At 67.3% G+C, this 23,728-nt stretch carries 25 protein-coding genes; 21 read left to right on the top strand and 4 right to left on the bottom strand.

From position 1 onward, the window contains the following. Window positions 1-145: 145 nt before the first annotated feature. Window positions 146-718 (top strand): MogA/MoaB family molybdenum cofactor biosynthesis protein, encoded by a 573-nt coding sequence (locus Q0925_RS02350; RefSeq protein ID WP_299331507.1) that lies wholly within the window; start codon window positions 146-148, stop codon window positions 716-718. 49 nt (window positions 719-767) lie between these two features. After that, window positions 768-2,516, top strand: a complete 1,749-nt coding sequence (gene ilvD / locus Q0925_RS02355; protein ID WP_299331510.1) for a dihydroxy-acid dehydratase — start codon at window positions 768-770, stop codon at window positions 2,514-2,516. Between the two features lie 9 nt (window positions 2,517-2,525). Here ilvD and Q0925_RS02360 read toward each other — a convergent pair whose 3' ends face one another. Beyond that, window positions 2,526-2,786, bottom strand: a complete 261-nt coding sequence (locus Q0925_RS02360; protein ID WP_299331512.1) for a hypothetical protein — start codon at window positions 2,784-2,786, stop codon at window positions 2,526-2,528. A gap of 60 nt (window positions 2,787-2,846) precedes the next feature. Next, complete coding sequence (locus Q0925_RS02365) at window positions 2,847-4,010, bottom strand: lycopene cyclase (RefSeq protein ID WP_299331513.1); 1,164 nt, start codon at window positions 4,008-4,010, stop codon at window positions 2,847-2,849. 77 nt (window positions 4,011-4,087) lie between these two features. Here Q0925_RS02365 and Q0925_RS02370 point away from each other — a divergent pair, with 77 nt between their 5' ends. The 7 genes from Q0925_RS02370 (at window position 4,088) to Q0925_RS02400 (ending at window position 9,221) form a co-directional block, all read left to right on the top strand. Next, the gene (locus Q0925_RS02370) at window positions 4,088-4,606 is read left to right on the top strand and encodes a hypothetical protein (protein ID WP_299331515.1); all 519 of its coding nucleotides are present in this window, start codon (window positions 4,088-4,090) and stop codon (window positions 4,604-4,606) included. A 47-nt stretch (window positions 4,607-4,653) separates the two neighbouring features. Continuing rightward, window positions 4,654-5,871, top strand: coding sequence for a CaiB/BaiF CoA transferase family protein (locus Q0925_RS02375; protein WP_299331517.1), 1,218 nt, complete (start codon window positions 4,654-4,656; stop codon window positions 5,869-5,871). Further along, on the top strand, window positions 5,871-6,968 hold the full coding sequence (locus tag Q0925_RS02380; RefSeq protein WP_299331519.1) for a LeuA family protein: 1,098 nt from the start codon (window positions 5,871-5,873) through the stop codon (window positions 6,966-6,968). Before Q0925_RS02375 ends, Q0925_RS02380 begins: the two co-directional genes overlap by 1 nt. A 65-nt stretch (window positions 6,969-7,033) precedes the next feature. Further along, window positions 7,034-7,645, top strand: a complete 612-nt coding sequence (locus Q0925_RS02385; RefSeq protein WP_299331521.1) for a translation initiation factor IF-2 subunit beta — start codon at window positions 7,034-7,036, stop codon at window positions 7,643-7,645. Window positions 7,646-7,683: 38 nt separating this feature from the next. Continuing rightward, window positions 7,684-8,397 (top strand): fumarylacetoacetate hydrolase family protein, encoded by a 714-nt coding sequence (locus Q0925_RS02390; RefSeq protein WP_299331523.1) that lies wholly within the window; start codon window positions 7,684-7,686, stop codon window positions 8,395-8,397. A 38-nt stretch (window positions 8,398-8,435) separates the two neighbouring features. Continuing rightward, window positions 8,436-8,684 (top strand): DUF7385 family protein, encoded by a 249-nt coding sequence (locus Q0925_RS02395; protein WP_299331526.1) that lies wholly within the window; start codon window positions 8,436-8,438, stop codon window positions 8,682-8,684. Window positions 8,685-8,792: 108 nt separating this feature from the next. Continuing rightward, entirely contained in the window at window positions 8,793-9,221 is a 429-nt protein-coding gene (locus tag Q0925_RS02400; protein ID WP_299331527.1) for a universal stress protein, read from the top strand. Here Q0925_RS02400 and msrB read toward each other — a convergent pair. Then, on the bottom strand, window positions 9,218-9,622 hold the full coding sequence (gene msrB, locus Q0925_RS02405; protein WP_299331529.1) for a peptide-methionine (R)-S-oxide reductase MsrB: 405 nt from the start codon (window positions 9,620-9,622) through the stop codon (window positions 9,218-9,220). The genes Q0925_RS02400 and msrB overlap by 4 nt on opposite strands. Window positions 9,623-9,679: 57 nt before the next feature. Beyond that, complete coding sequence (locus tag Q0925_RS02410; RefSeq protein ID WP_299331531.1) at window positions 9,680-10,357, bottom strand: HAD family hydrolase; 678 nt, start codon at window positions 10,355-10,357, stop codon at window positions 9,680-9,682. Window positions 10,358-10,459: 102 nt separating this feature from the next. Between Q0925_RS02410 and Q0925_RS02415 the strand changes: the two genes are divergently transcribed. From Q0925_RS02415 to Q0925_RS02470, 12 genes are all read left to right on the top strand, one after another. Beyond that, window positions 10,460-11,083 carry a hypothetical protein gene (locus tag Q0925_RS02415; RefSeq protein ID WP_299331532.1) on the top strand — a complete coding sequence of 208 codons (624 nt, stop codon included), beginning with the start codon at window positions 10,460-10,462 and terminating at the stop codon, window positions 11,081-11,083. 124 nt (window positions 11,084-11,207) lie between these two features. After that, window positions 11,208-12,266: a lamin tail domain-containing protein gene (locus tag Q0925_RS02420; protein ID WP_299331534.1), complete on the top strand. Its 1,059-nt coding sequence runs from the start codon at window positions 11,208-11,210 to the stop codon at window positions 12,264-12,266. 113 nt (window positions 12,267-12,379) lie between these two features. Further along, the gene (locus Q0925_RS02425) at window positions 12,380-14,008 is read left to right on the top strand and encodes a COG1361 S-layer family protein (RefSeq protein WP_299331536.1); all 1,629 of its coding nucleotides are present in this window, start codon (window positions 12,380-12,382) and stop codon (window positions 14,006-14,008) included. Between the two features lie 78 nt (window positions 14,009-14,086). Next, window positions 14,087-16,438, top strand: coding sequence for an efflux RND transporter permease subunit (locus tag Q0925_RS02430; RefSeq protein WP_299331539.1), 2,352 nt, complete (start codon window positions 14,087-14,089; stop codon window positions 16,436-16,438). A gap of 21 nt (window positions 16,439-16,459) precedes the next feature. Continuing rightward, entirely contained in the window at window positions 16,460-17,371 is a 912-nt protein-coding gene (locus Q0925_RS02435; RefSeq protein WP_299331541.1) for a dihydrodipicolinate synthase family protein, read from the top strand. A 38-nt stretch (window positions 17,372-17,409) separates the two neighbouring features. After that, window positions 17,410-18,168 carry a CehA/McbA family metallohydrolase gene (locus Q0925_RS02440; protein ID WP_299331543.1) on the top strand — a complete coding sequence of 253 codons (759 nt, stop codon included), beginning with the start codon at window positions 17,410-17,412 and terminating at the stop codon, window positions 18,166-18,168. A 40-nt stretch (window positions 18,169-18,208) separates the two neighbouring features. Then, window positions 18,209-19,165, top strand: coding sequence for a S49 family peptidase (locus Q0925_RS02445; protein WP_299331545.1), 957 nt, complete (start codon window positions 18,209-18,211; stop codon window positions 19,163-19,165). Next, window positions 19,155-20,150, top strand: coding sequence for a Gldg family protein (locus Q0925_RS02450; protein WP_299331548.1), 996 nt, complete (start codon window positions 19,155-19,157; stop codon window positions 20,148-20,150). Before Q0925_RS02445 ends, Q0925_RS02450 begins: the two co-directional genes overlap by 11 nt. 59 nt (window positions 20,151-20,209) lie before the next feature. Next, window positions 20,210-20,755 (top strand): peptidylprolyl isomerase, encoded by a 546-nt coding sequence (locus Q0925_RS02455; RefSeq protein WP_299331550.1) that lies wholly within the window; start codon window positions 20,210-20,212, stop codon window positions 20,753-20,755. A gap of 63 nt (window positions 20,756-20,818) precedes the next feature. After that, on the top strand, window positions 20,819-22,270 hold the full coding sequence (pabB, locus tag Q0925_RS02460; RefSeq protein ID WP_299331551.1) for an aminodeoxychorismate synthase, component I: 1,452 nt from the start codon (window positions 20,819-20,821) through the stop codon (window positions 22,268-22,270). Further along, entirely contained in the window at window positions 22,267-22,848 is a 582-nt protein-coding gene (locus Q0925_RS02465) for an anthranilate synthase component II (protein ID WP_299331553.1), read from the top strand. The genes pabB and Q0925_RS02465 overlap by 4 nt, the downstream gene beginning before the upstream one ends. Then, a complete protein-coding gene (locus Q0925_RS02470) occupies window positions 22,833-23,696 on the top strand; it encodes an aminotransferase class IV (RefSeq protein WP_299331555.1) in 864 nt (287 codons plus the stop codon). Before Q0925_RS02465 ends, Q0925_RS02470 begins: the two co-directional genes overlap by 16 nt. The last annotated feature ends 32 nt before the right edge of the window (window positions 23,697-23,728 follow it).

Below are 23,728 nucleotides of genomic sequence, written 5' to 3' on the forward strand. Positions count from 1 at the left end.
CGGTCGGCGATTCGAACCCGCAACTGAGACACCTGACGCTGGTGGTGGCTGTGTCGTCGACCATGCCCGCTACTACGTTCCGACGTGTCATAGTGTTTTCTCGTCGACGACAATCCCTTTGGTCGGCGGGCGTCGATAGCGGGACATGACCGAGGACGACCACGACCACGGAGACGGGAACGGGAACGACAGTCACGAACACCACGGACACGATCATGATGACCACCACCACCACGACATCGAGACCATCGGAGCCGGCATCGTGACCGTCACCTCCTCCCGGACGCTCGACGACGACCGGGCGGGCGACGCCATCGCCGCGGCGTTTGAGGCCGAAGGTCACGAGGTGGTGACGCGGGAACTCGTCCCGGACGACCACGACCGGGTGCAGGCGGCGCTGGCGAACCTCGCGGGGCGGGACGATGTCGACGCCGTCGTGAGCACGGGCGGAACGGGCGTGACGCCGGACGACGTGACCGTCGAGGCGGTCCGGCCGTTGTTCGAGCGGTCGCTGCCGGGCTTTGGCGAACTCTTCCGGCGGCTGTCCTACGACGAGATCGGGACGCGTGTGGTCGGCACGCGGGCGGTCGCGGGACTCGTGGACGGCACGCCGACGTTCTGTCTGCCGGGAAGCGAGAACGCGGCGACCCTCGGTGCCGAGGAGATCATCGTCCCCGAGGCCGGTCATCTGTCCGGGTTGGCGAGTCGCGAGGAGTGATCGGACGTTCGTCGTCAGGGTTTAACCCCCCGGCCCAATAGGTCGGGTTATGAGTCAGCAGGAACCACCCGATCGGGACGACGAGTCGCCGTACGCCGGGAGCAAAGACCCCGACCTCCGGAGCCGCGAAGTGACCGAGGGGCGCGACCGTGCCCCCCACCGGTCGATGTTCCGGGCGATGGGGTTCGACGACGACGACCTCGAGTCGCCGATGGTCGGCGTCCCCAACCCCGCGGCGGATATCACGCCGTGTAACGTCCATCTCGACGACGTCGCCGAGTCTGTCGTCGACGGTGTCGACGAAGCGGGGGGTATGCCCATCGAGTTCGGCACGATCACCATCTCCGACGCCATCTCGATGGGGACAGAAGGGATGAAGTCATCGCTCGTCTCGCGGGAACTGATCGCCGATTCCGTCGAACTCGTCTCCTTCGGCGAGCGGATGGACGCCCTCGTCACGGTCGGTGGCTGTGACAAGAACATGCCCGGCATGATGATGGCCTCGATTCGAACGGACCTCCCCTCTGTTTTCTGTTACGGTGGGTCGATCATGCCCGGCGAACACGACGGTCGCGAGGTCACCATCCAGAACGTTTTCGAGGGTGTCGGCGCCGTCGCCGAGGGTGAGATGTCCGACGAGGAACTCGACACGCTCGAACGGAACGCGTGCCCCGGTGCGGGCTCCTGTGGCGGGATGTTCACCGCCAACACGATGGCGTCGATCAGCGAGGCAATCGGCTTCGCCCCGCTGGGCTCCGCGTCCCCGCCCGCGGAGGACGCGGCCCGCTACGAGGTGGCCCGTGAGACGGGCGATCTCGTCGTCGACGTGATCGAGGCAGAGCGCAGGCCCTCGGACGTTCTCTCGAAGGAGTCTTTCGAAAACGCCATCGCGCTCCAGGTCGCGGTCGGTGGCTCGACCAACGCCGTCCTCCACCTGCTGGCGATGGCCGCGGAAGCCGGCGTCGACCTCGGTATCGAGGCGTTCAATCGTGTCAGCGAACGGACGCCCAAGATCGCCAACCTCCAGCCCGGCGGTGAACGGGTGATGAACGACCTCCACGAGGTCGGCGGCGTGCCGGTCGTGTTGGGGGAACTGCTCGATGCCGGTCTGCTCCACGGCGACGCGCTCACCGTGACGGGCGAGACGATGAGCGAGGCGCTCGACCGCTACGATCCGCCCGCGGTTTCCGACCTCGATGCCGACTTCCTCCACACCGTTGCCGACCCGATCCACGAGCGGGGTGCGATCCGGGTTCTCACCGGCAACCTCGCCCCCGGCGGCGCGGTCATCAAGATCACCGGCGAGGACCACCTCCATCATGAGGGTCCCGTGCGGGTGTTCGAGGAGGAGAAAAACGCCATGGAGTACGTTCAAGCGGGCCGGGTCGAGTCGGGCGACGTGATCTGCATCCGGAACGAGGGGCCCCGCGGCGGCCCCGGGATGCGCGAGATGCTAGGGGTCACGAGCGCAGTCGCCGGGCAGGGTCACGCCGAGGACGTGGCGCTCTTTACCGACGGCCGCTTCTCCGGTGCGACGCGTGGGTTCTCCATCGGCCACGTCGCCCCCGAGGCGTTCGTCGGTGGCCCGATCGCCGCACTCGAAGACGGCGACGTGGTGACCATCGACATCGACGACCTCGAACTCTCGGTCGATCTGAGCGACGAGGAGATGGCAATACGTCTGGAGGGGTACGAACCGGAGCCGAACTACACCGCAGGCGTGTTGGCGAAGTACGGGCAGATGTTCGACTCAGCGGCAAACGGTGCGGTCACGGATCCGGGCTCGAAAGAGGACTGATCGGACGATTCACGCCTTCTTATCGACGATTTCGACCCCGTCTGCGGTCGTTCTGACGTACAGGAGCACGTCGGCCGGACCCGGACCGGTCACGTCGTTGAGTTCGGGTGCACACCCCATCATCCCGACGTCGTTGAACCCACAGGCGTCACAGACCGCGTCAGCCGGGTGAGGGTCGTAGCCGTCGTCGAGCGCCGCAGCCGGGAGGTAACCGGCGCCGGTGATCGGGTCGCCACACGCCGAACAGCGCAGGGTGTCGGGGAAGTCCATACCCCCAGTCGGTGGGTCTCGTACATAGACCTGTGTGAGATGTACCGGGGCGACGCCGGCCTACTCGTCGAACAGGCCACGGAGCGTCTCGTGGACGCCGACGACCATCGCCGGAACGATCAGCATGAACAGGTGTTCTTCCAGCGGGATCCCCAGCAGTTCGACGCCCGTCCGCATCGGGATTGCGAAGACGCCGACAGAGAGCGTATACCAGTCCCAAACGTACGCGAAGGGGTAGAGTACGGCGGTCGTCCGCATGGCGGCCCACACCGCGTCGGCCCGAACCACCAGTGCAACGGCGACGGTTCCCCACAGCACCTCGGTCGCGAGGTACGTGTACGGACCGAGGGCGGTGATGTCGGGCAACGAGACCCCGGATAGCGGCCGGAACCAGACGGCGACGACGAGGAGGGCAAAAAAGAGATACGACGCCCGCACGAGCAACATCGTCGCGAGTTCGGCGTCGGCCCGGCGGGCGAGGAGGGCGACGGCGAGAAACGGAATCGTCGCGAGCGCGGATCCGCGGGGGACGACACCGGTCACCGAGAGGGCGGCGACGGCGGCCATACCCGCGCCCATCAGGGTGCCGGCGACGACCCGCGCCCGCCGACGGCCGACGACCACCGCGACGGTTCGCTTGTCGACCGACCGGTCGTACGCGTAGTCTGTGGCGTCGTCGACGACCTTGATGCCCGCGAGAACGACGACGAACACGACGGCGAACGCGAGGACTGTCGTCGAGAGCGCCCGGGACTGGACGTAGTGGCCGCCGAGCAGGGCGAACCCGATACCGACGGGGTAGCCAAGCGTCGCTCCAAAGGGATTCGTATCGAGGTGGGGTGCGTGGAGTACGGCGACGAGCCACCCCGGGATGGCGAGTGTGGCGGCGACGGCGTCAACGCGGAGTCCGAGGGCGACGACGCCGATACCGAAGAGCAGTGTCGACCCGGCGAGCGCGAGATGACAGCCACGACGGGTGAGCGGGTGGTCGTCGTCCTCGCCACGGTGGTGGAAGTCGACGAGGCCGTCCTTGACGTGGGCGGTGTAGAGTGCACAGAAGGCAACGCCGAGATGGAGCGCCGCGAGGCGGGGCGCGCCGAGACCGCCGAGAACGGCGCCGAACCCGGAGGCGGCAAGCGGCGGGAGCATAAACACCGGGTGGATCTGGGAGGCGACGGCTCCGAGCGATGCGCGAAGGCCGGTGCCGTGCCGGGCGATGGCCATGGGAGTACGGATACGCCCCACACCCACATATACTGCCGGCCATCGTAAGTTATGAGTCGACGGTACAACACACCGCCGTGCCCGGAACCCCACACCACGCGCTCGGCAGCCCGCTTCTGACCGGAGCGGCCGCGACGCTCGTCGCCATCGTCGTCGCACGGGCGGCGGTCGGACCGCGGTCGGGGTCCGTGCGTCCCCGGTCGCTTGCGGTCGGCGTCGGCGTCGCGTACGGCGTTGGTCTCCTTTTTTTGTGGGCGGTGGTCCGTCTGTTGTTCTGGCGGATCGAACCCGACCCCCGGTCCTCGCCGTTCTTCGCGGCCGTGGTCGTCGGGGGAACAGGACTCGCACTCATCGTACAGGGCGGCGTCCCGACATACCTCCACGCGAAGCGGGGGCTGTGGACGCCGCTCGCATGGCTGGTCGGGAGCAGTTGGCTCTGTGTGTACGCCTTTCTCCGCGTCGGCGGCGAGTCGGGCGCGTTCTTTCTGCTTCTCGTCTGGACGGTCGGGATCGTCCCCCCGGCGTTGCTCGTTCTCGGCGTCTGCTGGGGTTTCGAAGCCGGCTACCGTCGACTCCGCGACAACGACGGGCCGTGATCCGTCGGAGCGCATCGCTTATCATGACACGCGGGCATCCGGTTCACATGAACGCACGCGAACGACAGGGGCCGCTAGATGGGCTCCGTGTCGTGGACTGCTCCGGGATGATCGCCGGCGGGTTCGCGACGACGCAGTTGGCCGACTTCGGCGCGGACGTCATCAAGATCGAACACCCGGAGGGAACCGATCCACTGCGCGAGTGGCCCCCCTACGACGAGGGGGTGTCGCTCTGGTGGAAGTCGATCGGTCGGAACAAGCGGTGTGTAACGCTAGATCTGAGCACGCCGGAAGGGAGCGCGCTCCTTCTCGCCCTGATCGAAGACGCCGACGTTCTTTTCGAGAACTTCCGACCGGGCACGATGGAGAAGTGGGGGCTGGGCCCGGACCGACTCCACGAGGAGAACCCCGGACTGATCGTCGTCCGGCAGTCGGGCTATGGGCAGACGGGGCCCAAGTCGGACAAGCCGGGCTTTGGCACCGTCGCAGAGGGCATCACGAACTGGGCACACGTCAACGGGTTTCCGGACAGCAAGCCCCTGTTGCCGCCGATCAGTCTCGCCGATCTGACCGCCGCCACCTTCGCCGTTCAGGGCGTCATGTTCGGGGTGTTCGAGCGCGACGTAGGGCGAGACGGTGGGAGTGGCCGAGGGCAGGTTGTCGATATGAGCCTGTATGAACCACTCTTTCGGCTCTTTCTCTCGGAGGTGGAGGCATATGACCGCCTCGGCGCGGTCAGAGAACGGATCGGGAACCACCACGAGAACGCCGCGCCGCGGAACGTCTACGAGACGGCCGACGGCCACATGACCCTCTCTGCGTCGGCCCAGTCCATCTTCGAGAACGTGGCCGAGGCTGTCGGCCGCCCCGACCTGATCGACGACCCACGCTTCGCCGACAACGAGAGCCGGGTCGAACACGCCGACGAACTCGACGAGGTGATCGAGGCGTGGACGAGGGAACGCTCGACCGAGGAGGCCATCGCGGAGATGGAGGCCGCCGACGCCATCGTCGGTCCCGTCTACGACATGGGTGACATCTTCGAGGACGAGCAGTACGCGGCCAGAAACGACATCGTCGAAACCGAGGACGAGGACCTCGGACGCCTGAAGACGGCCGCACCGGTGCCCCGTTTTACCCGGACGCCCGGCGCGGTCGACCACGCGGGGCCGGGACACGGACAACACAACGACGAGGTGTATCTGTCCGAACTCGGCCTCGACAGGGGCGAGTACGACCGCCTCCGCGAGGAGGGCGTGATCTGATGGCGGTCCTCCGAGACGTGACCGTCCGGGAGGGTGCACAGATGCCCGGCCGGAGCTACGGCGTCGAGGCGCGGGTGGCCGCCGGCCGGGCGCTCGACCGCCTCGGAATCGACGCCGTACAGGCCGGCTTTCCGGTTGTCGGCGAGGACGACCGGGAGGCGATACGGCGACTCGCCGGCGACGAGGGTGTCGACGCCGACATCGTCGGTATCGCCCGCGCTACGACCGGCGACGTGGAAGCCGCCCTCGACGCCAGCGCGGACGTGATCGAGGTGTTCGTTCCCACCTCCGAGCGACAACTCGAACACGTCATGGGGATGTCGCGGGCGGAGGCGATGGAGACGGCGGGCGAGGCACTGGACCGTGCCCGCGAGGGCGGCGCGGGCGTCCACCTCACCCTCGTCGACGGCTTCCGGACCGACCCCGACCACCTCGCGAGGACGTTCGATACGTTTCCGTCCGTGCCGACGATCACCGTTGCCGACACGGTCGGTGCGCGAACGCCGGGCCGCGTACGAGCGGTGATCGCCGACCTCCGTGGCCGCGGCGTCGACTGCGACCGCCTCGGCGTCCACTTCCACGACGATATGGGCGTGGCGGTTGCGAACACGCTGGCGGCCGTCGACGCGGGCGTGACGATGGCTGACGTAAGCGTCGCGTCGCTGGGCGAGCGGGCGGGCAACGCGGCGCTCGAACGGGTGGTCGTCGCCGACGCCGTGGACGGTGAGGGGGCGTTTGCGGCCGACCGGTCGGCGCTCGTGCCGGCGTGTCGGGCGGTGCTTGACGCACTCGAGGAGCGGATCGACCCGCGGACGCCCGTTCTCGGGGAGGCGGTGACGACTCACGAGTCGGGGATTCACACCGCCGCGATGCTCCGTGACCCGGGCACGTTCGAACCGTTCGACCCCGCGGCGTTCGGCGGGGAACGCCGCCTCGTCTTCGGCGAGGGGAGCGGCCGGGGCAGCGCCCAGGCACTTCTGGAACGGGCAGGGATCGATCCGACGGCCGACCGTGTGGACCGACTCCTCGACGCCCTCACCGAGCGTGGCCCGATGGACGCCGCCGCCGCGGCGACGCTGATCGAGGAGCTGTTCTGAGGGTGGGCGGGGCGTGCCAGCGTGGCTCACGGAATCGATTTACGACACTAGCCCGTATTTGGCGTATGAACTACGATTCCGCGCTCGACCGTGCATACGACACGCTCCCCGAGCGAACGCGGGAGGCGGGCGACCGCCTGCAGGTTCCCGACCCGGTCGGTGAGACGGACGGTGCGTTCACGCGGCTGACGAACCTCGGCGACATCGCCGAGGCCTTGTCGCGGGACCCGGAACACGTCCACCGGTCGATCCAGCGCGAACTGGGGACGAACGGCCAGTTCGACGGCGACCGCGCCCGGTACAACGGTTCCTTCACCGCCGACGAGTTCGACGCCGCTGTCGACGCGTACGTCACCGAGTTCGTCACCTGTTCGGAGTGTGGGTTGCCCGACACCAACCTCGTCAACGAGGATGGGGTCGACATGCTCCGGTGTACGGCGTGTGGGGCGTTCCGCCCGGTTGCAAAGCAGACACAGGAAACCGCAAACGAGGAACAGGCCGTTCTCGAGGAGGGGAAGACCTACCAGGTACAGATCACCGGCACCGGCCGCAAAGGCGACGGCGTCGCCGAGCGCGGAAAGTACACCATCTTCGTGCCCGGCGCACAGGAAGGGCAGGTCGTCGACGCGTACATCGAGAACATCAGCGGAACGCTCGCGTTCGCGCAGTTGGCATAAACCGAAACCGATAGCCCGAGGGCCACCGTCGTCGGCCCATGCGACTGGCACGCATCTCGACCCCGAAGGGACCGCTGACCGGAGAGTACGACGGCGGTGTGGTTTACGCTGATGGCGACGCGTACGTCGTCAGCGAGGACGGTGATCTGATGGCTCCCTGCGATCCGGCGGCGATATTCTGTACCGGCCGAAACTTCGGCGCGAAGATCGAACAGATGGGTGAGGACGACCGCCCGGACCGACCGGACTGGTTCATCAAGCCGCCCCACTCGTTGCACCCACCGGCTCACCCGATCACGTACCCCGACTGGGTGGAGTCGTTCACCTACGCCGGGGAGCTTGCGGCCGTGATCGACGAGCGATGCCACGACCTCGCGGTCGACGAGGTCGACGACGTTCTCCGAGGCTATACGATCCTGAACGACCTCGACGCCTACGAACAGGACCGTCGCACGGCCCGGAAGGCCTTCGACGGGGCCGCGCCACTCGGCCCGTGGATCGAGACCGATGTCGACCTCGACGGGATGGGGATGGAGACGGTGATCTCGGGCGAGCAACGGCAGTCCGCGACGACCGACGAGATGCTCTTCTCACCGGAGGAGGTCGTCGCCGTTCTCTCGGAGCGGTACACGTTCCGACCGGGCGACGTGGTCTCTTTCGGTAGTCCGGCCAATCCCGGCCTGCTGGAACGGGGCGATACGATCGAGATCACCTACGAGGGGGTCGGGACGCTCCGAAACACGGTCGAGTAGCCAAAACGCCTTTCAGCCGCGCGTGCGGCGACGACCCCATGCCCGAGTGTCTCGACATCTCCGAGGGGTTCGATGTCCACGAGTACCGCGCGGGGCTGAAGCTCCGGACACAGGACGGCAACTCGATGCATCTGGAGAACCGCGAGGGGTACGGCTGTCCGGCTTGTGGGCGGCGGTTCGACCGGCTGTTCGTCTCGTCGGACGACCGGGTGAGCTTCAACGATCCGCCGAACGCGCCGTTCTGTCTGGCCCGGACGGCGGAGCAACTGTTGTTGTTGACCCACTGATCGTCCACCCCTGCGGTCATCACGGCGTGCCACCGGACCGTGGAACGACCGCGACGTGTTCCCGGAAACCGAAAAGGGTGTCAGGGTCGGTTGAGAACCGACCACACGATGTACGAGGAGGTCCTGCTCCCGACGGATGGGAGCGAGTCGATGGACGTGGTGGTCGACCACGCGGCCGAGGTGGCGGCGCGGCGGGACGCGACCGTTCACGTTCTGTACGTGATCGACGATCGGTCGTTTCTGACCCTACAGGACGGTATGCAGACCGACGTGGAAAACGAACTCCGCACGGAGGGCGAAACCGCGACCGCCGCCGTCGCCGACCGTCTCGACGACGCGGGCGTGACCGTCCGGACGGTGATCCGCAAGGGTGACCCTGGAGAGGAGGTTCTGGCCTACACAGAGGAGTCGGGAGTTGACCTCGTGGTGATGGGCACCCACGGCGACGACTACCAACGGACCATGCTCGGGAGCGTCTCCCAGAAGGTGGTGACGATGGCCGACGTGCCCGTTCTCACCGTCGGCGTCGGGGGTTAGTCCTCGGGATCGAACGCCAGTGCGACGGAGTTGATGCAGTAGCGTTCGCCCGTCGGATCGGGACCGTCCTCGAAGACGTGGCCGAGGTGGCCGTCACACCGGGCACACGACACCTCGGTTCGGGTCATCCCGTGGCGGGTGTCGGTCTCGAAGACCACCGCATCCTCGATGGCGTCGTAGAAACTGGGCCAGCCGCTTTTGGAGTCGAATTTGGTGTCGGAGGCGAACAACGGCGCACCACACCCCGCGCAAGCGTAGGTGCCGTCCTCCGTGTTTTCGAGAAGGTCGCCGCTAAACTTGGGTTCGGTACCGCGTTCGCGGAGGATGTTGTACTCCTCCTCGGAGAGCCGGTCGCGCCACTCGTCGTCGGACAGGTCGCTCAGGGATCGTTCTTCGCTCATACGGGTCCTACGTGCCGGGGACTGATAGCCTCGGCGGCTGGCGTGGCGGCCACGACGTTACGTCCGGGTCGGCACGCCGTCGAGAGCGAGCAGATCGGCCAGCCCGTCGAGTTCGAACGTCGGCGCGACCGAAAGGTCGTAGCCCTCGCGGTGGGGACGGCGGATGAACGCGGCGTCGGCGCCGGCGTTTTGGGCCGCCAACACGTCGGACTCGCTGTCGCCGATAAAGAGGGTGTCGGCGGCGTCGACACCTATGTCCGAGAGGGCGCGCCGGAGGTAGTACGGAGCGGGCTTTTTTCGGGTCAGGCTTTGGATCGTGGGCGAACGTCCGTACACCGGGTCGAAGAGGTCGGCCGTTTCAAAAAAGTCGTGCATGAACTTGAGGGTCGCCTGCTGGTTCGAACTGACGATACCACGAGGTGTGTCGATGTCGTGAACGACGTCGAAGTCGTCGTACAGCGTCGCCCGACCCGCCCGAAGTTCGACGCGTTGAGCGTGCGAGGAGTAGTGGTCGCGGGCGCGCCAGAGCCGCGACGGGTCGAGACCGTATCTCGCACACACCGAGGAGAGGCGGTCGGGCGTGACACCGATGGAGAGTCGTGCGACGTCGTCGTCGTCCGGGTCGGGAACGCCGAGAGCGTCGAACGCCTCCCACGTCGCGCGCCGGAGAACGGAGTGGCCGACCGGTTCGACGAGAACACCGTCGTTGTCGAACAGCACCGCCTCGTATGGCATACACGGAGGTTGGGACCGACGGCGAAAAGCGTTTAGTTCTTGCCGGCGGCGCGATCCGTCGGAGGGCCGGGGTTTAATCCGCTCGCCCGAGATGTGTGTCCGATGGGTGACGAGCGCGTAACTCGGCGGGCCATCCTCGGAACCGGGGTCGGGGTACTCGCCTCGCTGTCGGGCTGTGGGCGGCTGTTTATCGAGCCGGAGCCGACACCGCCGGACAGCGGTGACACACCGGCGTCATCGCCGACGGCCACAGCGACCGAGCCTCCGACCGTCACGGAGACGGTCGAAACTCGGGCGCGGGCACGGACGCGAACGGCCGCCGCCGTCGCGCTTCCGGGCGACGGAATCGAGGTACGGAACCGACGGCTCTCGATCCGGCTGACGCCGACGGAGTCGCACGCGTTCGTCAACTATCAGTTCGAGGTGGAGAACACGGGCGAACGGCCGATAACGGACGTCGAGTTCCGGGTGGATGTCCGTTACGCGCGCGAGGACGTCTCCCGCGTCGTCGCAACCGACTATCCACGGTTCTGGTTCGTCCCGCTTGCGAGCCGTGGCGACGGTGATGAGGACGATGGGAACGGGAACGGGAACGGACTGGATCGGGACGACAGCGAGCGGGTAGGCAACGAGGTCCGGTTCGAACGCGACGGTCGTGCGGAAGGCTCGACCGACTCCGACCGGTTCGACATCGAACTCGCGATCCGGCGGGTCCGGCGGCGTTGAGACCGAGCGGAGACAGTGAACCGTCGGGACGGGCAGCGGTGGCGCGGCCGCCGACTGCTTCGGTGACAATACCTAAGTTTGTCGGCGACCGAGCAGCATTGTCCGGCATCGGCCGGTGGTACACATGTTCGCGCTCGCCTTGTTCGCACTGTTTCTCGCCGCCGGCCTGTTCGTCGGGGGATACGTCATCGCCCGAGCCGGTAGGACCGGCCGCCGCCGGACCGTCATCGTCGCGGCCGTCCTGCTCGCCGCGGGCGGTGTGACCGTACCGGCGATGCCGGCGGCCGTAACGCCGTCGCCGGAGCCGATGACGTCCGCGCCGATGCCGGCGGCTGTGGCTGACGCCGGTGCGGGGGCGGGAGCGGCGGCGGACGAGCGCAGGGACACACGGGCGGGCGCCGCGACGGTGGCGGCAAACGCGACGGTCGTGGCGGTGAGCGCCCCCGACCGCCTCACGTACCGAACCGGGTCGGGGGCTCGGCGAACGGTGCGCCTCGCCGGTGTCGATGCCCCGGGTCTCGACGCGGCCACCCTCGAACCGTTCGATGGCGTTCCGACCGGCGACCAAGGCCGGCGGTGTCTCGCCGACCATGGCCAGCGGGCGCTCGTCGACTTACGGACGGACCTGGTCGGTGCGGGGGTGACCGTCCGGACGACGAGTACGGCGGTGGGAACGCGGACAGCAGTGGTCACCGTCGACGGACAACCCCTCAACCGACGGCTCGTCGAACGAGGGCGCGCCCGGGCGACGGACGGGCGGTATGCCGACGCCGAGCGGGCGGCACAGAACGCTCGCCGGGGTATCTGGTCGTGTGGTGTCGTCGAGCCGACCCGGCCGATCCGCGAGTCGAACACCTCGGCGCTCCGCATCGTAGCGGTCCATCCCAACCCGCCGGACGACGCGGCGGCGGGAATCGACGACGAGTTTATTATCATCGAAAACACCGGAGAGCGAGCGATCGACCTCTCCGACTGGTCACTTATCGTCGACGACACGCACTACTACTTCTTCGGCGACCGGCGCCTCCAACCGGGAGCCGAACTCGTCGTCAGCGTCGGAACGGGACGCGACGACGAGGGTCGTGTCTACTGGGCGACCGGTCGTCCGGTTCTTGACGACGGAAGCGGGACGATCCGACTCATTGACGGCGACACCGACCGCTCGGTTTGGTTGTCGTATTGACCGACACGCATCGGCCGTACCCGGTAGGTAGTAAATACCGAACACGTTCAACCAAATTTTAGTTTGATATATTGGATCGTCATCGTTATTATTGGGCGACCGCAGGTGTATTTATGAAGCGGATCACGATTCTGGCGGTCGTCGGCCTGTTGCTGGTCGCGCCGGTCGTTCCCGCGTTCGCATCGAGCGTTGTCTCCGGGAACCCGGTATTGGGTGTCAGCGTTGCCGACGAAACCTTCCAGTCGAACGAGGAGGCGCGGCTCACGGTCGTCGCGAGCAACGACGGCAACATTGAGGATGGCGGGCCCAGCCGGTTCGAGGAGCAGGTCCAGACGGCTCGGAGCGTCCGGATGCAGGTCGATGAAGACCAGGTCGACGCCCCGATAGACGTAAAGACGGGGACGGTCACGGCCGGGAGCATCGGCCCCGGTGGAACGGCCGAGTTCAGCTTCAATGTGGATATCGGTAACGCCGAACCGGGGCGGTACACCGTCCCCGTCGAAATCACGTACCGACACGCGCGGGCCGTGCTCTACGATGAGACGAGCACCGGTCCGGCAAACATCGAGTACACGTGGCTCGAAAAGGAACGGACGGTCGATCTGACGATCCGGATCGAGGAACGCGCCGAGTTCGACGTGATTTCGGAGGGATCCAACGAGTTGCTCGCGGGCGACACCGGATCGCTCGCGTTCACCATCGAGAACACGGGCACTCAGACGGCGCGGAGCGCGACGGTCCGGTTGGAATCGCGGGCGTCGGGGCTGTACTTCGGGAGCCCCGACGCGCCGTCGACGACAACCGGCGTGTTCGTCCGGTCGCTCGATCCGGGCGAGACCAGACGGGTGTCCGTGCAGGTGGGCGCGGACGCCGACCTCTCGCCGGGTGAGTATCCCGTCGACGCCGTGGTCTCCTATCGCAACCGAAACGACATCGCAAAGCAGTCGAACAGCCTGACCGCGGGTGTCGTCGTCCAACCCGAACGGAGTTTCACGATCGAGGACCTGACGACCGAGAACTTCCGGGTCGACGAGTCGGAGGCGACGTTGTCCGGCCGGGTCGTCAACACGGGACCGGCACCGGCTCGGAACGTGGTCGTCAGGATGCGCGACGCCGGCCCGGTGACACCGACAAACGGCGAGTCGGCGGTCGGAACCCTCGATCCGGGTGAGTCGGCACCGGTCACGTTCACCGTGGCCATTGCGGGCGACGCCGAACCCGGAACCAACTCGTTCACCTTCGGCGTGGAGTACGAGAACGCCGACGGCGACGTGCAAACGGCGTCGAACCCGATCCGGAAGCGGGCGACGGTCGACGAGTCACGCGACCGGTTCGAGGTGGAAAACGTCTCGACAACGGTGACACCCGGCGGTACGGCGCGGCTCACCGTCGACGTGCGGTACGTCGGCGACGACCCCGTGTCGGCGACCAACACACGACTGTTCACCAGCGACCCGCTGTCGACCTCCGACGACGGGGCGTTTCTCGGACGACTGGGGCCGGGCGAGACGGCGACCGCCTCGTTCCGGATCAGCGCGACGAGCGACGCCATCCCCAAGCGGTACAACGCCGCTGTCCAGGTGCGGTACGACGAGGCCGACGGGGATACGAAGTTCACCGACGAGATACCCATCGGCGTGGGGGTGAACGAGGCCGATGGCGGACCGCCGATTCTCCCGGTCGGCGGCGGCGCGATACTGCTCGTCGCCATCGTCGGGGGGCTCTGGTACCGTCGACAATGAGCGCCGAGACGGGGCCGGCGGAGACAAGCGTGGGCGGGAACGAGGACGAGCACAAAGACGAGAACGGAGGAGACTGACGTGGGACGACTCGACCACCTCTTCGGCGGCATCGGCAACGAGGTGCAGGCCCACCCGGTCGCGACGCTACTGATCGCGGTGGTCCTCCTCGTCGCCGCCTTTGGCGGCGCCGCACAGATCACGAGCGTCACCGGCGATCAGGCCTTCACCGCCGGGAACCCGACCCTGAACACGTTCGACGAGACGTTCGACCGTGGCTCCATCTCCGTGCTGGTCCGAGGGGAGGTGAGCGATCCGGCGACGATCAGGGCGGTGGCCCGCTTCGACGACCGGATGTCGGCGGTCGACGACGTGGCCTACGTGTCGAGTCCGGCCGACCGGGTGCGCGCGGAGTACGGCCGGGTCCCCGACTCGCAGGCGAAAGTCGAGCGAGCGATCGGTGATCCGGACACCGCGTTCGTTCGGGTGGTGTTCGAACCGGGACTGACACAGCCCGAGGAACGACCGATCTACGAGGAGGCGACCGGGGCCGAGGAGTGGGCACGCTTCCCAGCCGGTGTCGACGTGATCGTCACCGGGTCGGCGGCGTTCTCCGCACAGCTGTCGGCGTTGATCCAGCAGAGCACGAACCAACTGCTCGGGTTGGCGGTCGGGCTGATGATCGTCGCCCTCTTTTTCCTGTTTCGTGGGGTGCGCCTGCGGCTCCTCCCGATCGTCGCGGTCTTTACCGGCGTGTTGTACACGTTCGGGGCCATCGGCTACGCCGGCGTTCCCAACTCGACACTGACGAGTTCCGTCTTCCCGATCCTGATCGGTCTCGGCATCGACTACTCCGTGCAGTTCCACGAGCGCTACGAGGAGGAGTTGGAGGTGGCGCCGCCACGGGAGGCCCTGCCACGGGCGTTGTCGGGCATCGGTCCGCCGGTGTTCGTGGCGATGCTCGCCGCCGCACTCGGCTTCGGCGCGACGTGGATGTCGACACAGGGGTCGCCGGCGTTCGTCTGGTTCGCCCAGACCTCGATCTTCGGGGTCTTGCTCACCTTTCTCGCGGCGATCCTAATCTTGCTCCCGACGCTGACGCTGTACGCGCGGTGGCGAGAACGAGGGCGAGGGCGGGATGCCGACGAGACCGAACGACGCGGCGGCGGGCAGACCGGCGGCGAGGGACCGGCAGACGTCGATCCGGTGGGGCCGGCGGATCCGGCAGGATCGACACCCGACCTCGACGAGTCGGACCGCGTCGGCGTCTTCGGGCGGACGCTCGGACAGGGTGCTCGGACGGTTGCGGCCAATCCGGGACTCACGCTGGTGGTGGCGGTGCTCCTGATGGGTGCGGGATTCCAAGCCGGCACCGGACTGGAGACGCTTGCGGACACCGAGGAGTTCGTGCCACAGGACCTGCCGGCGTACGTCGACCTCCAGCAGTTCCGCGCCCAGACCGGCGGCGGGAGCGCCGTCCAGTTCGACGTGCTCGTTCTCGGGAGCGACCTCACCCACCCCGAGGTGTTACGCTGGATGGAACGGTTCGAGCGTGTCGCCGTCGGTACACCGCTGGTCCAGGGGGTAGACTCGCCGGCGACGCTCGTCTCCGAGTACAACGGCGGCGAGATTCCCGAGACGCGGGCGGGCGTCGAACGTGTTCTCGCCGACGTTCCGGAGGAGGAGCGCGTCAACTACTACAACGACGGCTACGCCCACATCACCGTTATCGGTGCCGAGGACATGACGACCGACCAAACGTTGTCGTTTATTACGAACGTCGACAAGGCGATCGCGTTCAGCAACCCACCGCCGGGTGTGCAGGTGACGCTCACCGGTACGGAAGCGGTTTCTCCGCCGTCGGTCGTCGAGCAGATCGAGAACCGGAACGTGACGACGGGACTGGGCGTTCTGTTCGTGTTCGGTCTCCTACTCGTCTACTACCGGCGGCTGACGAAGGCGGTCGCGCCGCTGATCCCGATGGTGTTCGTCATCGGGTGGCAGAACCTCTACATGGCCGCCCTGAACATTCCCGTCTCGCCGCTCGGGGCGTCGCTGGGGGCCATGAGCGTCGGCATCGGGGCCGAGTACACCATCATCGTGATGGAGCGGTACTACGAGGAGAAGGCGCTCGCAGGCGTGAGCAGGCTCGACGCCGTGGAAACGGCGGCCACACGGGTCGGCAAGGCCATCTCGGTGTCGGGGATGACCACCGTCTTTGGCTTCTCGGCGCTGACGCTCTCGCCGTTCCCGATCCTCGCGGACTTCGGCTACCTCACCGTCGGTGTTATCTTTCTGACGCTGGTGGCCGCACTGGCGACGCTACCGCCGACGCTGATCGTTCTCGACGAACTGGTCGAGCGGCTCCCGACGCCGTTCTGGGCGGCGAGCGCCGACGCCGGCGTCGGCGGGGAGAAGGGAACGCATAACTGATCGCGGGTCGAGACGCCAGGCATGCCAACGGCACCCGCCGATTCGGCGTACGGTACCAGCCTCGTTCCGACGGTGACGCCCTTCGTGGACGGGTCGGTCGACACCGATGCGATTGCCGACCTCGTCGAGTTCGTTCTCGAAAACGGCGCTGACGGCTTGGTTCCCTGCGGGACGACCGGCGAGTTCGCCAGCCTCACCCACGAGGAGTACGAAACGGTCGTGCGAGCGAGCGTCGACGCCGCCGACGGCGCGTCGGTGCTCCCGGGAGCGGCGGCATCAAGCGTCGCCGGAACCCTCGATCGGATCGACACCGCGGCCGACTGCGGCGCGGACGCCGTTCTCGTCGTGCTGCCGTACTTTCACGGCGCGAACGACCCGACCGGCAACGAACGGTTCGTCCGTGCGGTGCTCAAGGAGACGGCGCTACCGGTCGTTCTTTACAATATTCCTTCGTGTGTCGGGCAGTCGATCGGCGCCGACCTGCTCGACGCCGTCGCCGACCACCCGGACCTCGTCGGGATGAAAGACACGAGCGGTGATCTGACACACCTCACGGAGGTCATCCGGCGGACCGGCGAGAACTTTCACCTGTTTCAGGGGTTCGACAGCCAGCTCGCCCCCGCGGTGTCGATGGGGGCGACGGGTGGCATCAACGCCGTCGCGAACTACCGCCCGGGACTGGTCGCAAACACCATCGACGCGGCGGCGGACAACGACGTAGAACGGGCCCGGAACCTGCAGGTGAACCACATCGGCCCGGTGTTCGACGTCTCGCTGAACCACGGCTTCGCCCCGGCCACAAAGGCGGCGCTGGTCGAACGCGGCATCATCGGTGACGACGCCGTCCGCCCGCCGCTGGTCGAACTCGACGACGACGCACTGGCGGCGGTGCGGTCGGTGCTCGATAACACACCCGGCACGGTCGCGGAGTGAGCCACGGGGCTTATCGTTCCACCCCTCGAAGAACGGTCGTGAGTCAGACGACGGTCCGGATCGACCCACACGTCCACTCCGAGGCCTCGTACGACGGACACGACCCCGTCGAGTTGCTACTGGAGCAGGCGGCGGAGGTTGGACTCGACGGCGTCGTCGTCACCGACCACGACGTGATCCACGAGTCGGTCCGGGCGGCGGCACTCGCCCCCGAGTACGGCCTGCTCGGCATTCCCGGAGTCGAGGTGTCGACCGCCGTTGGCCACCTCCTCGCCATCGGCGTCGATGAGATGCCACCGCGACGGACGGGCCTCAAGGAGACGGTCGGGTGGGTGCGCGACCACGGCGGAATCGCGGTCGTTCCACACCCGTTCCAGCGGAGCCGTCACGGGGTACCGCGGCGACACCTCGTCGACTGTGACGCCATCGAGGTGTTCAACTCGTGGCTGTTCACCGGCTACCGGAACCGGCGGGCACGGCGGTTCGCGGCCGAAAGGGGCTACCCGGGGGTCGCCGCCAGCGACGCCCACTCGGTGCCCCACGTCGGCCGGGCGTACACCGAACTGGTCATCGACGACGCCGACCGGGACACGCTGGACGGCAAGCAGGTACTGGATGCCGTCCGGAGCGGCGCGACGCGGATGCGGGGGCGACGGCAACCGGTGGTCGACTCGGTGCGCCACTACGCCGTCGGAACGGCGCGCAAAAGCGGCTACTACGCGAGGGTTGGGGCGCTGAAGGGACGCTCCGGACTGGTTCGTGGCGCACAGTTGTTGTCCGACGCCGCCTCTCGCTGACCGACCGACGTTTTTTGTACGCTCCCTCCAACCGACGTGTATGGCGAACCGAATTCGGGGTCTTTTGCGGCGGATCGCACGCTCCTACGTGTTGTTCGTCGTTATCGGCGTCGTCGTCGGGTTGGCGTTGGCTCCCGTCGCGTGGAACGCCACCTCCTCCGATGGGACGGTGGCGGTCGTGCCGGTTGCTGGAGCCATCGACGGCGGAACCGCCGCCGGCGTCACGTCGATGCTCCAACAAGCCCGCTCGGACCCCGACGTGGAAGCTGTCGTACTGCTCGTGAACAGTGGGGGTGGTGGGGCCGCCGCCAGCGAGGAGATGTACCTCCAAACCAAACGGACGGCCGGCGAGATGCCGTTGGTGACAAGCGTCGACGCCGCGGCGGCCTCCGGCGCGTACTACACCATCGCCCCGAGCGACCACATCTACGCCAAGCCGTCCTCGACGGTCGGGAGCGTCGGCGTTCTCGCGACCACGCCCCAGGCGCTGGAGCCAACGGGGCTCGTCTCGACAACGGGGCCGAACAAGCTGACCGGCGGCGACGAGCGGGAGTTCAACTACATTCTCGAATCGCTGGGCAACGCCTTTATCGGCGCGGTGTTCGAGCAGCGGGGCGACCGGCTGGAACTGTCTCAGAGCGAGGTCGAACAGGCGCGAATCTACAGCGGAACGCAGGCGGTCCAAAACGGAATGGCCGACTCGATCGGCGGTCGGCAGGCCGCGGTTGAACACGCGGCCGAGGAGGCGGACCTCGACAACTACGACGTGCGCGTGATGCGCCCCGGCGGAACAACGCGGTTCCTCTCGCGGTCGAACTACGTGTCGTCGAACGCGTCGGACAAGGAGATGGTGTCCGCGGAGTACCTCTACGGCGAGGACACGACCGAGCCGGTGTTTCTGATGGTGCCGGCGTCGTATCTCGACACCGCAGACACCGAGTCGGGGGCACCGCCGGCGAACGCAACCGCCGACGTAGGAGGCACGCATGTGGCGTGAACTCGGCAAACGGGTCGCCGTCCTGGTTATAACCATCGTCGTCGTGGTGGCGGTGGCGGCGGCGGGACCCATGCTGCTCCAAGCCGGTGACGAGGGATCGGATGCACCCGCAAACCCCGAGTACGATCCGGCCACGGTCGCACCCGATCCGATCGAGGCGACGGGGGAAATCGAGGCCGACCCCGCGGCCGACGCCGACGGTAGTGGGACGGTCCTCATCGACCGCGGGCACTCGAACCGGTTCACACGGACCGATATCGAACCGATCGTCGACGCCTTGGTGCAACAGGGGTATGACGTCGAGTTCTACAACAGCGGAAACCTGTCGTCGAATCTGGAAGATGTCGACGCGTTTCTCGTCATCGATCCCGGTGAGGAGTATCTCACCGGCGACATTGAGGAGGTGCGGAAGTTCACCGGGAACGGCGGTCGGTTGGTGATGATCGGCGAACCCGACCGGACGGCGATCAGCACCGGGCTCCTCGGTGCGAGCATCACGACACAGGAGAGTCAACTCACGACGCTCGCGTCCCGCTACGGGATGAGCATCGACACACAGTATCTCTACAATCAGGAGCACGCGGACGGGACGTTCAAACACGTTCTCGCGCGGCCGACCGGGGCAGGTGGCGCCGGCGATGCCGACCGGCTGGCGATGTACACCGCCGCCGCCGTCACCACCGACGATGGGACCGTTCTCGTGCGGAGTGCGCCGAACACCCACAAGTCGGGAACCGATGGCCAGAGCGGCGAGTATCCGGTCGCCGTTCGGTCGAACAACGCCCTGCTCGTCGGAGACAAGACGTTCATGCGGAGCGACCGCTACAACGTCGCGGACAACGAGGAGTTTCTTGCCTACCTCGTCGAGTTCATGATCGAGGGCGATCAAAAAGGGTCATCCGCAGAAACGGCTAGCAACTCGGGGTCGGACTCCGAACCGGGACCGACATCCCCATCCACATCCGCGGCGACGCCGGGTGAGTGATCGCCCATCGGTCGGTCGTCGGTCAGCAACGTTATGCCGACGGGTCGCCTGATGATGGTATGAGCAATCCGGCTGCGACGCTCCGAACGACACACGGCGACATCACGGTCGAACTGTTCGAGGACCGGGTTCCGACGACGGTCGAGAACTTTCTCAACCTCGCGGAACACGACCCCGCGGCGAACGACGACCCCGGGCCGGAAACGACGACGTGGGAAGACCCAGAGACCGGCGAGATCCGGGGCGACGCGCTCTACAACGACGTACCGTTTCACCGGATCATCTCGGGGTTCATGCTCCAGTGTGGCGATCCGACCGGGACCGGGCGCGGCGGCCCCGGCTACACCTTCGACGACGAGTTCCATTCGGACCTGAGCCACGACGGTCCGGGGGTTCTCTCGATGGCCAACCGTGGTCCGGACACCAACGGGTCGCAGTTTTTTATCACGCTGGACGCCCAGCCCCACCTCAACGGCGACCACGCCGTTTTCGGGGAGGTCGTCGATGGGATGGACGTCGTCGAGGAGATCGGAGCGGTGCCAACCGGCCCGAACGACCAGCCCAAAGAGGACGTCGTGTTGAAATCCATCGATGTCGAGCGCTGAGCCGACCGGGGCATACCGTCCGGCGGGTGGTGAACACGGCGACCCCGGCGGGAGGGTGAGCGCGTGACGGGGACGGTGACGACCGACCGGGCGTCGTTCCGGGCGACCGCCGAGGGTAAGCCCCCCGAAACACGCGTGCCGGTCGTCGTGGAACTGGAGACCGACCCGTTCGAAGCCTACCGGCGGGCGCGGGGCGAGGACCCCTCGATCTTTTTCGAGACGTCGGGGGGCCAGCCGGGATGGGGCTACTTCGGCGTCGCGCCCGATACCGTCCACGAGGTCGACGGTGAGGGGGTGTTGGAGACGATCACCGACCTCGTCGGCGGGGAGTCGCTCGCCCGCGGTGACTGCGGGGTGCCGTACCCGGGTGGTTTTTTCGGGTGGCTCTCGTACGATGCCGTCCGGGAGATCGAGACGTTGCCGTCGACGACGGTCGACGACCGTGGGCTACCACGCCTCCAACTCGCTCGGTACACCTGCCTCGCCGCGTGGCAGGCCGGCGGGTCGACGCTTCGTTTCGTCGCGACACCGCGGATCGGGGAGGACCCCGACACCGCGTACGACCGCGGCCTCAAACGAGCCCGAACGCTCGCGGCGGCCGCGACGGAGGGCGACCCCTCGGTCGGATCGCCGCCGGTGACGGGACCGGTGAGCTTCACCAGTTCCTGCGAGCGGTCGGCGTACGCCGACCGGGTGCGCCGGGTCAAGGAGTACATCCGCGATGGCGACACGTTCCAGGCGAACGTCTCCCATCGGCTGACCGCGCCGGCGGCCGTCCACCCGGTGGCGGCATTCGCCGCCCTGCGGGACGTGAACCCGGCGCCCTACTCGGGGCTGGTCGAGTTTCCCGGCGTCGACCTCGTGAGCGCCAGCCCTGAACTCCTGTTGGAGCGGAAGGGTGACCGCCTCCGGACCGAACCGATCGCCGGCACGCGTCCCCGGGGTTCGGACGACGAGGCGGATCGTCGGCTCGAAGCCGACCTCAGGAACGACGAAAAGGAACGGGCCGAACACGCGATGCTGGTCGACCTCGAACGGAACGATCTAGGGAAGGTGAGCGAGCACGGCTCCGTCACGGTCGACGAGTACCGCCGGATCGACCGCTACTCCGAGGTGTTCCACCTCGTCTCGACGGTGTCAGGGCGACTGCGCGACGATCACGACCTGGGCGACGCCATCGGCGCGACGTTTCCTGGCGGAACGATCACCGGCGCGCCAAAGCCCCGGACGATGGAGATCATCGACGAGGTGGAACATCATCGGCGTGGCCCCTACACCGGGAGCATGGCCGCGATCGGCTTCGACGGCCGAGCGACGCTCAACATCATCATCCGGACGCTGGTTCGCCACGGCGATGAGTACCACCTCCGGGTCGGCGGCGGCGTCGTCCACGACTCGGTGCCGGATCTGGAGTACGACGAGACGCTCGCGAAGGCGCGTGCGCTGATCAACGCCGTCGACGACGCACTCGGTGGGGAAACGGAGATGGAGATGGAGGCGGAGGTGGAGGCGTGAGCCGAGTCCTCGTTGTCGACAACTACGACTCCTTTGCGTACAACCTCGTTCAGTACATCGGCGAGTGTGCCGACGAGGTGGTCGTTCGCCGGAACGATGCCGTCGATATCGATGGCATCAGGCATCTCGATCCGGACGGTATCGTCGTCTCGCCGGGGCCGGGGACGCCCGCCGACGCGGGCGTGTCGATGCCAGTCTTCGCCGACCTCGACTTTCCCACGCTTGGCGTCTGTCTCGGCCATCAGGCGTTGTGTGCGGTCCACGGCGCGACGGTCGGACACGCCCCCGAGGTGGTCCACGGAAAGCGCTCGGTCGTCACCCACGACAGCCGTGGCGTGTTCGCCGACCTCCCGGCCCGACTGGAGGTCGGGCGGTACCACTCGCTCGCGGTTCGATACGACGACGTGCCCGACACGTTGGAGGCGACGGCCCGAACCGACGACGAAGCCGGTGTCGTGATGGGCGTCCGCCACCGTGATAGACCCCACGTCGGCGTCCAGTTTCACCCCGAGAGCATCCTGACGGAGAACGGCAAACACCTCGTTCGGAACTTTCTGGACCTGTGCAGTACCACGTGAACGGCGAACTGGTCGAGGCGGGGGAGGCGACCGTGAGCGTCGAGGATCGTGGCTTCCAGTACGGCGATGCCGCCTTCGAAACGCTCCGGGCGTACGGTGGGACCGTCTTCGAGTGGGCGGCCCACCGCGACCGACTCAACGGCACCTGCGAGACACTCGGGATGCCCGAAGCGGTCCCGGACGACCTCCATGACCGGATCCGAGCGACACTCGACGCGAACGGCCTCAAAGACGCGTACGTCCGGGCGTCGGTGACGCGGGGCGTTCAGGCCGGCAAACTCACGCCCGCGGCCGAGGTGGACCCGACGGTCGTCGTCGTCGTCAAACCGCTCCCGCGGGGCGGGGTCGAGGGGACGCCGGTGTGGGGCGGGCCGGCGACGGTGCGGACCGTCGAGTCGCGCCGGACCCCCGAGGCGGCGATGCCCGCCGACGTAAAGACCCACAACTACCTCGGCGGGATCCTCGCACGCCTCGAACTCCGGGGGACCGACGCCGACGAGGCGCTCGTCCGCGACGTCGATGGGAACGTCGCAGAGGGGGCGACGAGCAACGTCTTTTTTATCGACGACGGCGTTCTCCGGACACCCGGACTCTCGGGACCCATCCTGTCGGGTGTGACGCGTGCGGTCGTTCTGGACATCGCCCGGGACCGCGACATCCCGGTCGAGACGGGGTGGTACGGCGTCGAGGACGTTCGCTCGGCCGACGAGGCGTTCCTGACGAACACGACGTGGGAGGTCCGGCCCATCGGATCGGTTGACGGTGTTGCCGTCGGCGGCGGGCCGGTCACCGACCGCATCGTGTCGGCGTTCGACCGCCGGGTCGAGGGGTTGTACGGGTCAGTGTGAGACTGCGACGCAGGCGGGCCAGAACGAGGCAA

Source organism: Haloplanus sp. (genome assembly GCF_028275055.1).
GTDB lineage: Archaea > Halobacteriota > Halobacteria > Halobacteriales > Haloferacaceae > Haloplanus.

What these genes read in the sequence shown, in the direction of transcription:
- Q0925_RS02350 (WP_299331507.1), top strand. Translation starts at nt 146, where the DNA reads ATGACCGAGGACGACCACGACCACGGAGACGGGAACGGGAACGACAGT.
- ilvD (WP_299331510.1), top strand. Translation starts at nt 768, where the DNA reads ATGAGTCAGCAGGAACCACCCGATCGGGACGACGAGTCGCCGTACGCC.
- Q0925_RS02360 (WP_299331512.1), bottom strand. Translation starts at nt 2,786, where the DNA reads ATGGACTTCCCCGACACCCTGCGCTGTTCGGCGTGTGGCGACCCGATC.
- Q0925_RS02365 (WP_299331513.1), bottom strand. Translation starts at nt 4,010, where the DNA reads ATGGCCATCGCCCGGCACGGCACCGGCCTTCGCGCATCGCTCGGAGCC.
- Q0925_RS02375 (WP_299331517.1), top strand. Translation starts at nt 4,654, where the DNA reads ATGAACGCACGCGAACGACAGGGGCCGCTAGATGGGCTCCGTGTCGTG.
- Q0925_RS02380 (WP_299331519.1), top strand. Translation starts at nt 5,871, where the DNA reads ATGGCGGTCCTCCGAGACGTGACCGTCCGGGAGGGTGCACAGATGCCC.
- Q0925_RS02385 (WP_299331521.1), top strand. Translation starts at nt 7,034, where the DNA reads ATGAACTACGATTCCGCGCTCGACCGTGCATACGACACGCTCCCCGAG.
- Q0925_RS02390 (WP_299331523.1), top strand. Translation starts at nt 7,684, where the DNA reads ATGCGACTGGCACGCATCTCGACCCCGAAGGGACCGCTGACCGGAGAG.
- Q0925_RS02395 (WP_299331526.1), top strand. Translation starts at nt 8,436, where the DNA reads ATGCCCGAGTGTCTCGACATCTCCGAGGGGTTCGATGTCCACGAGTAC.
- Q0925_RS02400 (WP_299331527.1), top strand. Translation starts at nt 8,793, where the DNA reads ATGTACGAGGAGGTCCTGCTCCCGACGGATGGGAGCGAGTCGATGGAC.
- msrB (WP_299331529.1), bottom strand. Translation starts at nt 9,622, where the DNA reads ATGAGCGAAGAACGATCCCTGAGCGACCTGTCCGACGACGAGTGGCGC.
- Q0925_RS02410 (WP_299331531.1), bottom strand. Translation starts at nt 10,357, where the DNA reads ATGCCATACGAGGCGGTGCTGTTCGACAACGACGGTGTTCTCGTCGAA.
- Q0925_RS02415 (WP_299331532.1), top strand. Translation starts at nt 10,460, where the DNA reads ATGGGTGACGAGCGCGTAACTCGGCGGGCCATCCTCGGAACCGGGGTC.
- Q0925_RS02420 (WP_299331534.1), top strand. Translation starts at nt 11,208, where the DNA reads ATGTTCGCGCTCGCCTTGTTCGCACTGTTTCTCGCCGCCGGCCTGTTC.
- Q0925_RS02425 (WP_299331536.1), top strand. Translation starts at nt 12,380, where the DNA reads ATGAAGCGGATCACGATTCTGGCGGTCGTCGGCCTGTTGCTGGTCGCG.
- Q0925_RS02435 (WP_299331541.1), top strand. Translation starts at nt 16,460, where the DNA reads ATGCCAACGGCACCCGCCGATTCGGCGTACGGTACCAGCCTCGTTCCG.
- Q0925_RS02445 (WP_299331545.1), top strand. Translation starts at nt 18,209, where the DNA reads ATGGCGAACCGAATTCGGGGTCTTTTGCGGCGGATCGCACGCTCCTAC.
- Q0925_RS02450 (WP_299331548.1), top strand. Translation starts at nt 19,155, where the DNA reads ATGTGGCGTGAACTCGGCAAACGGGTCGCCGTCCTGGTTATAACCATC.
- Q0925_RS02455 (WP_299331550.1), top strand. Translation starts at nt 20,210, where the DNA reads ATGAGCAATCCGGCTGCGACGCTCCGAACGACACACGGCGACATCACG.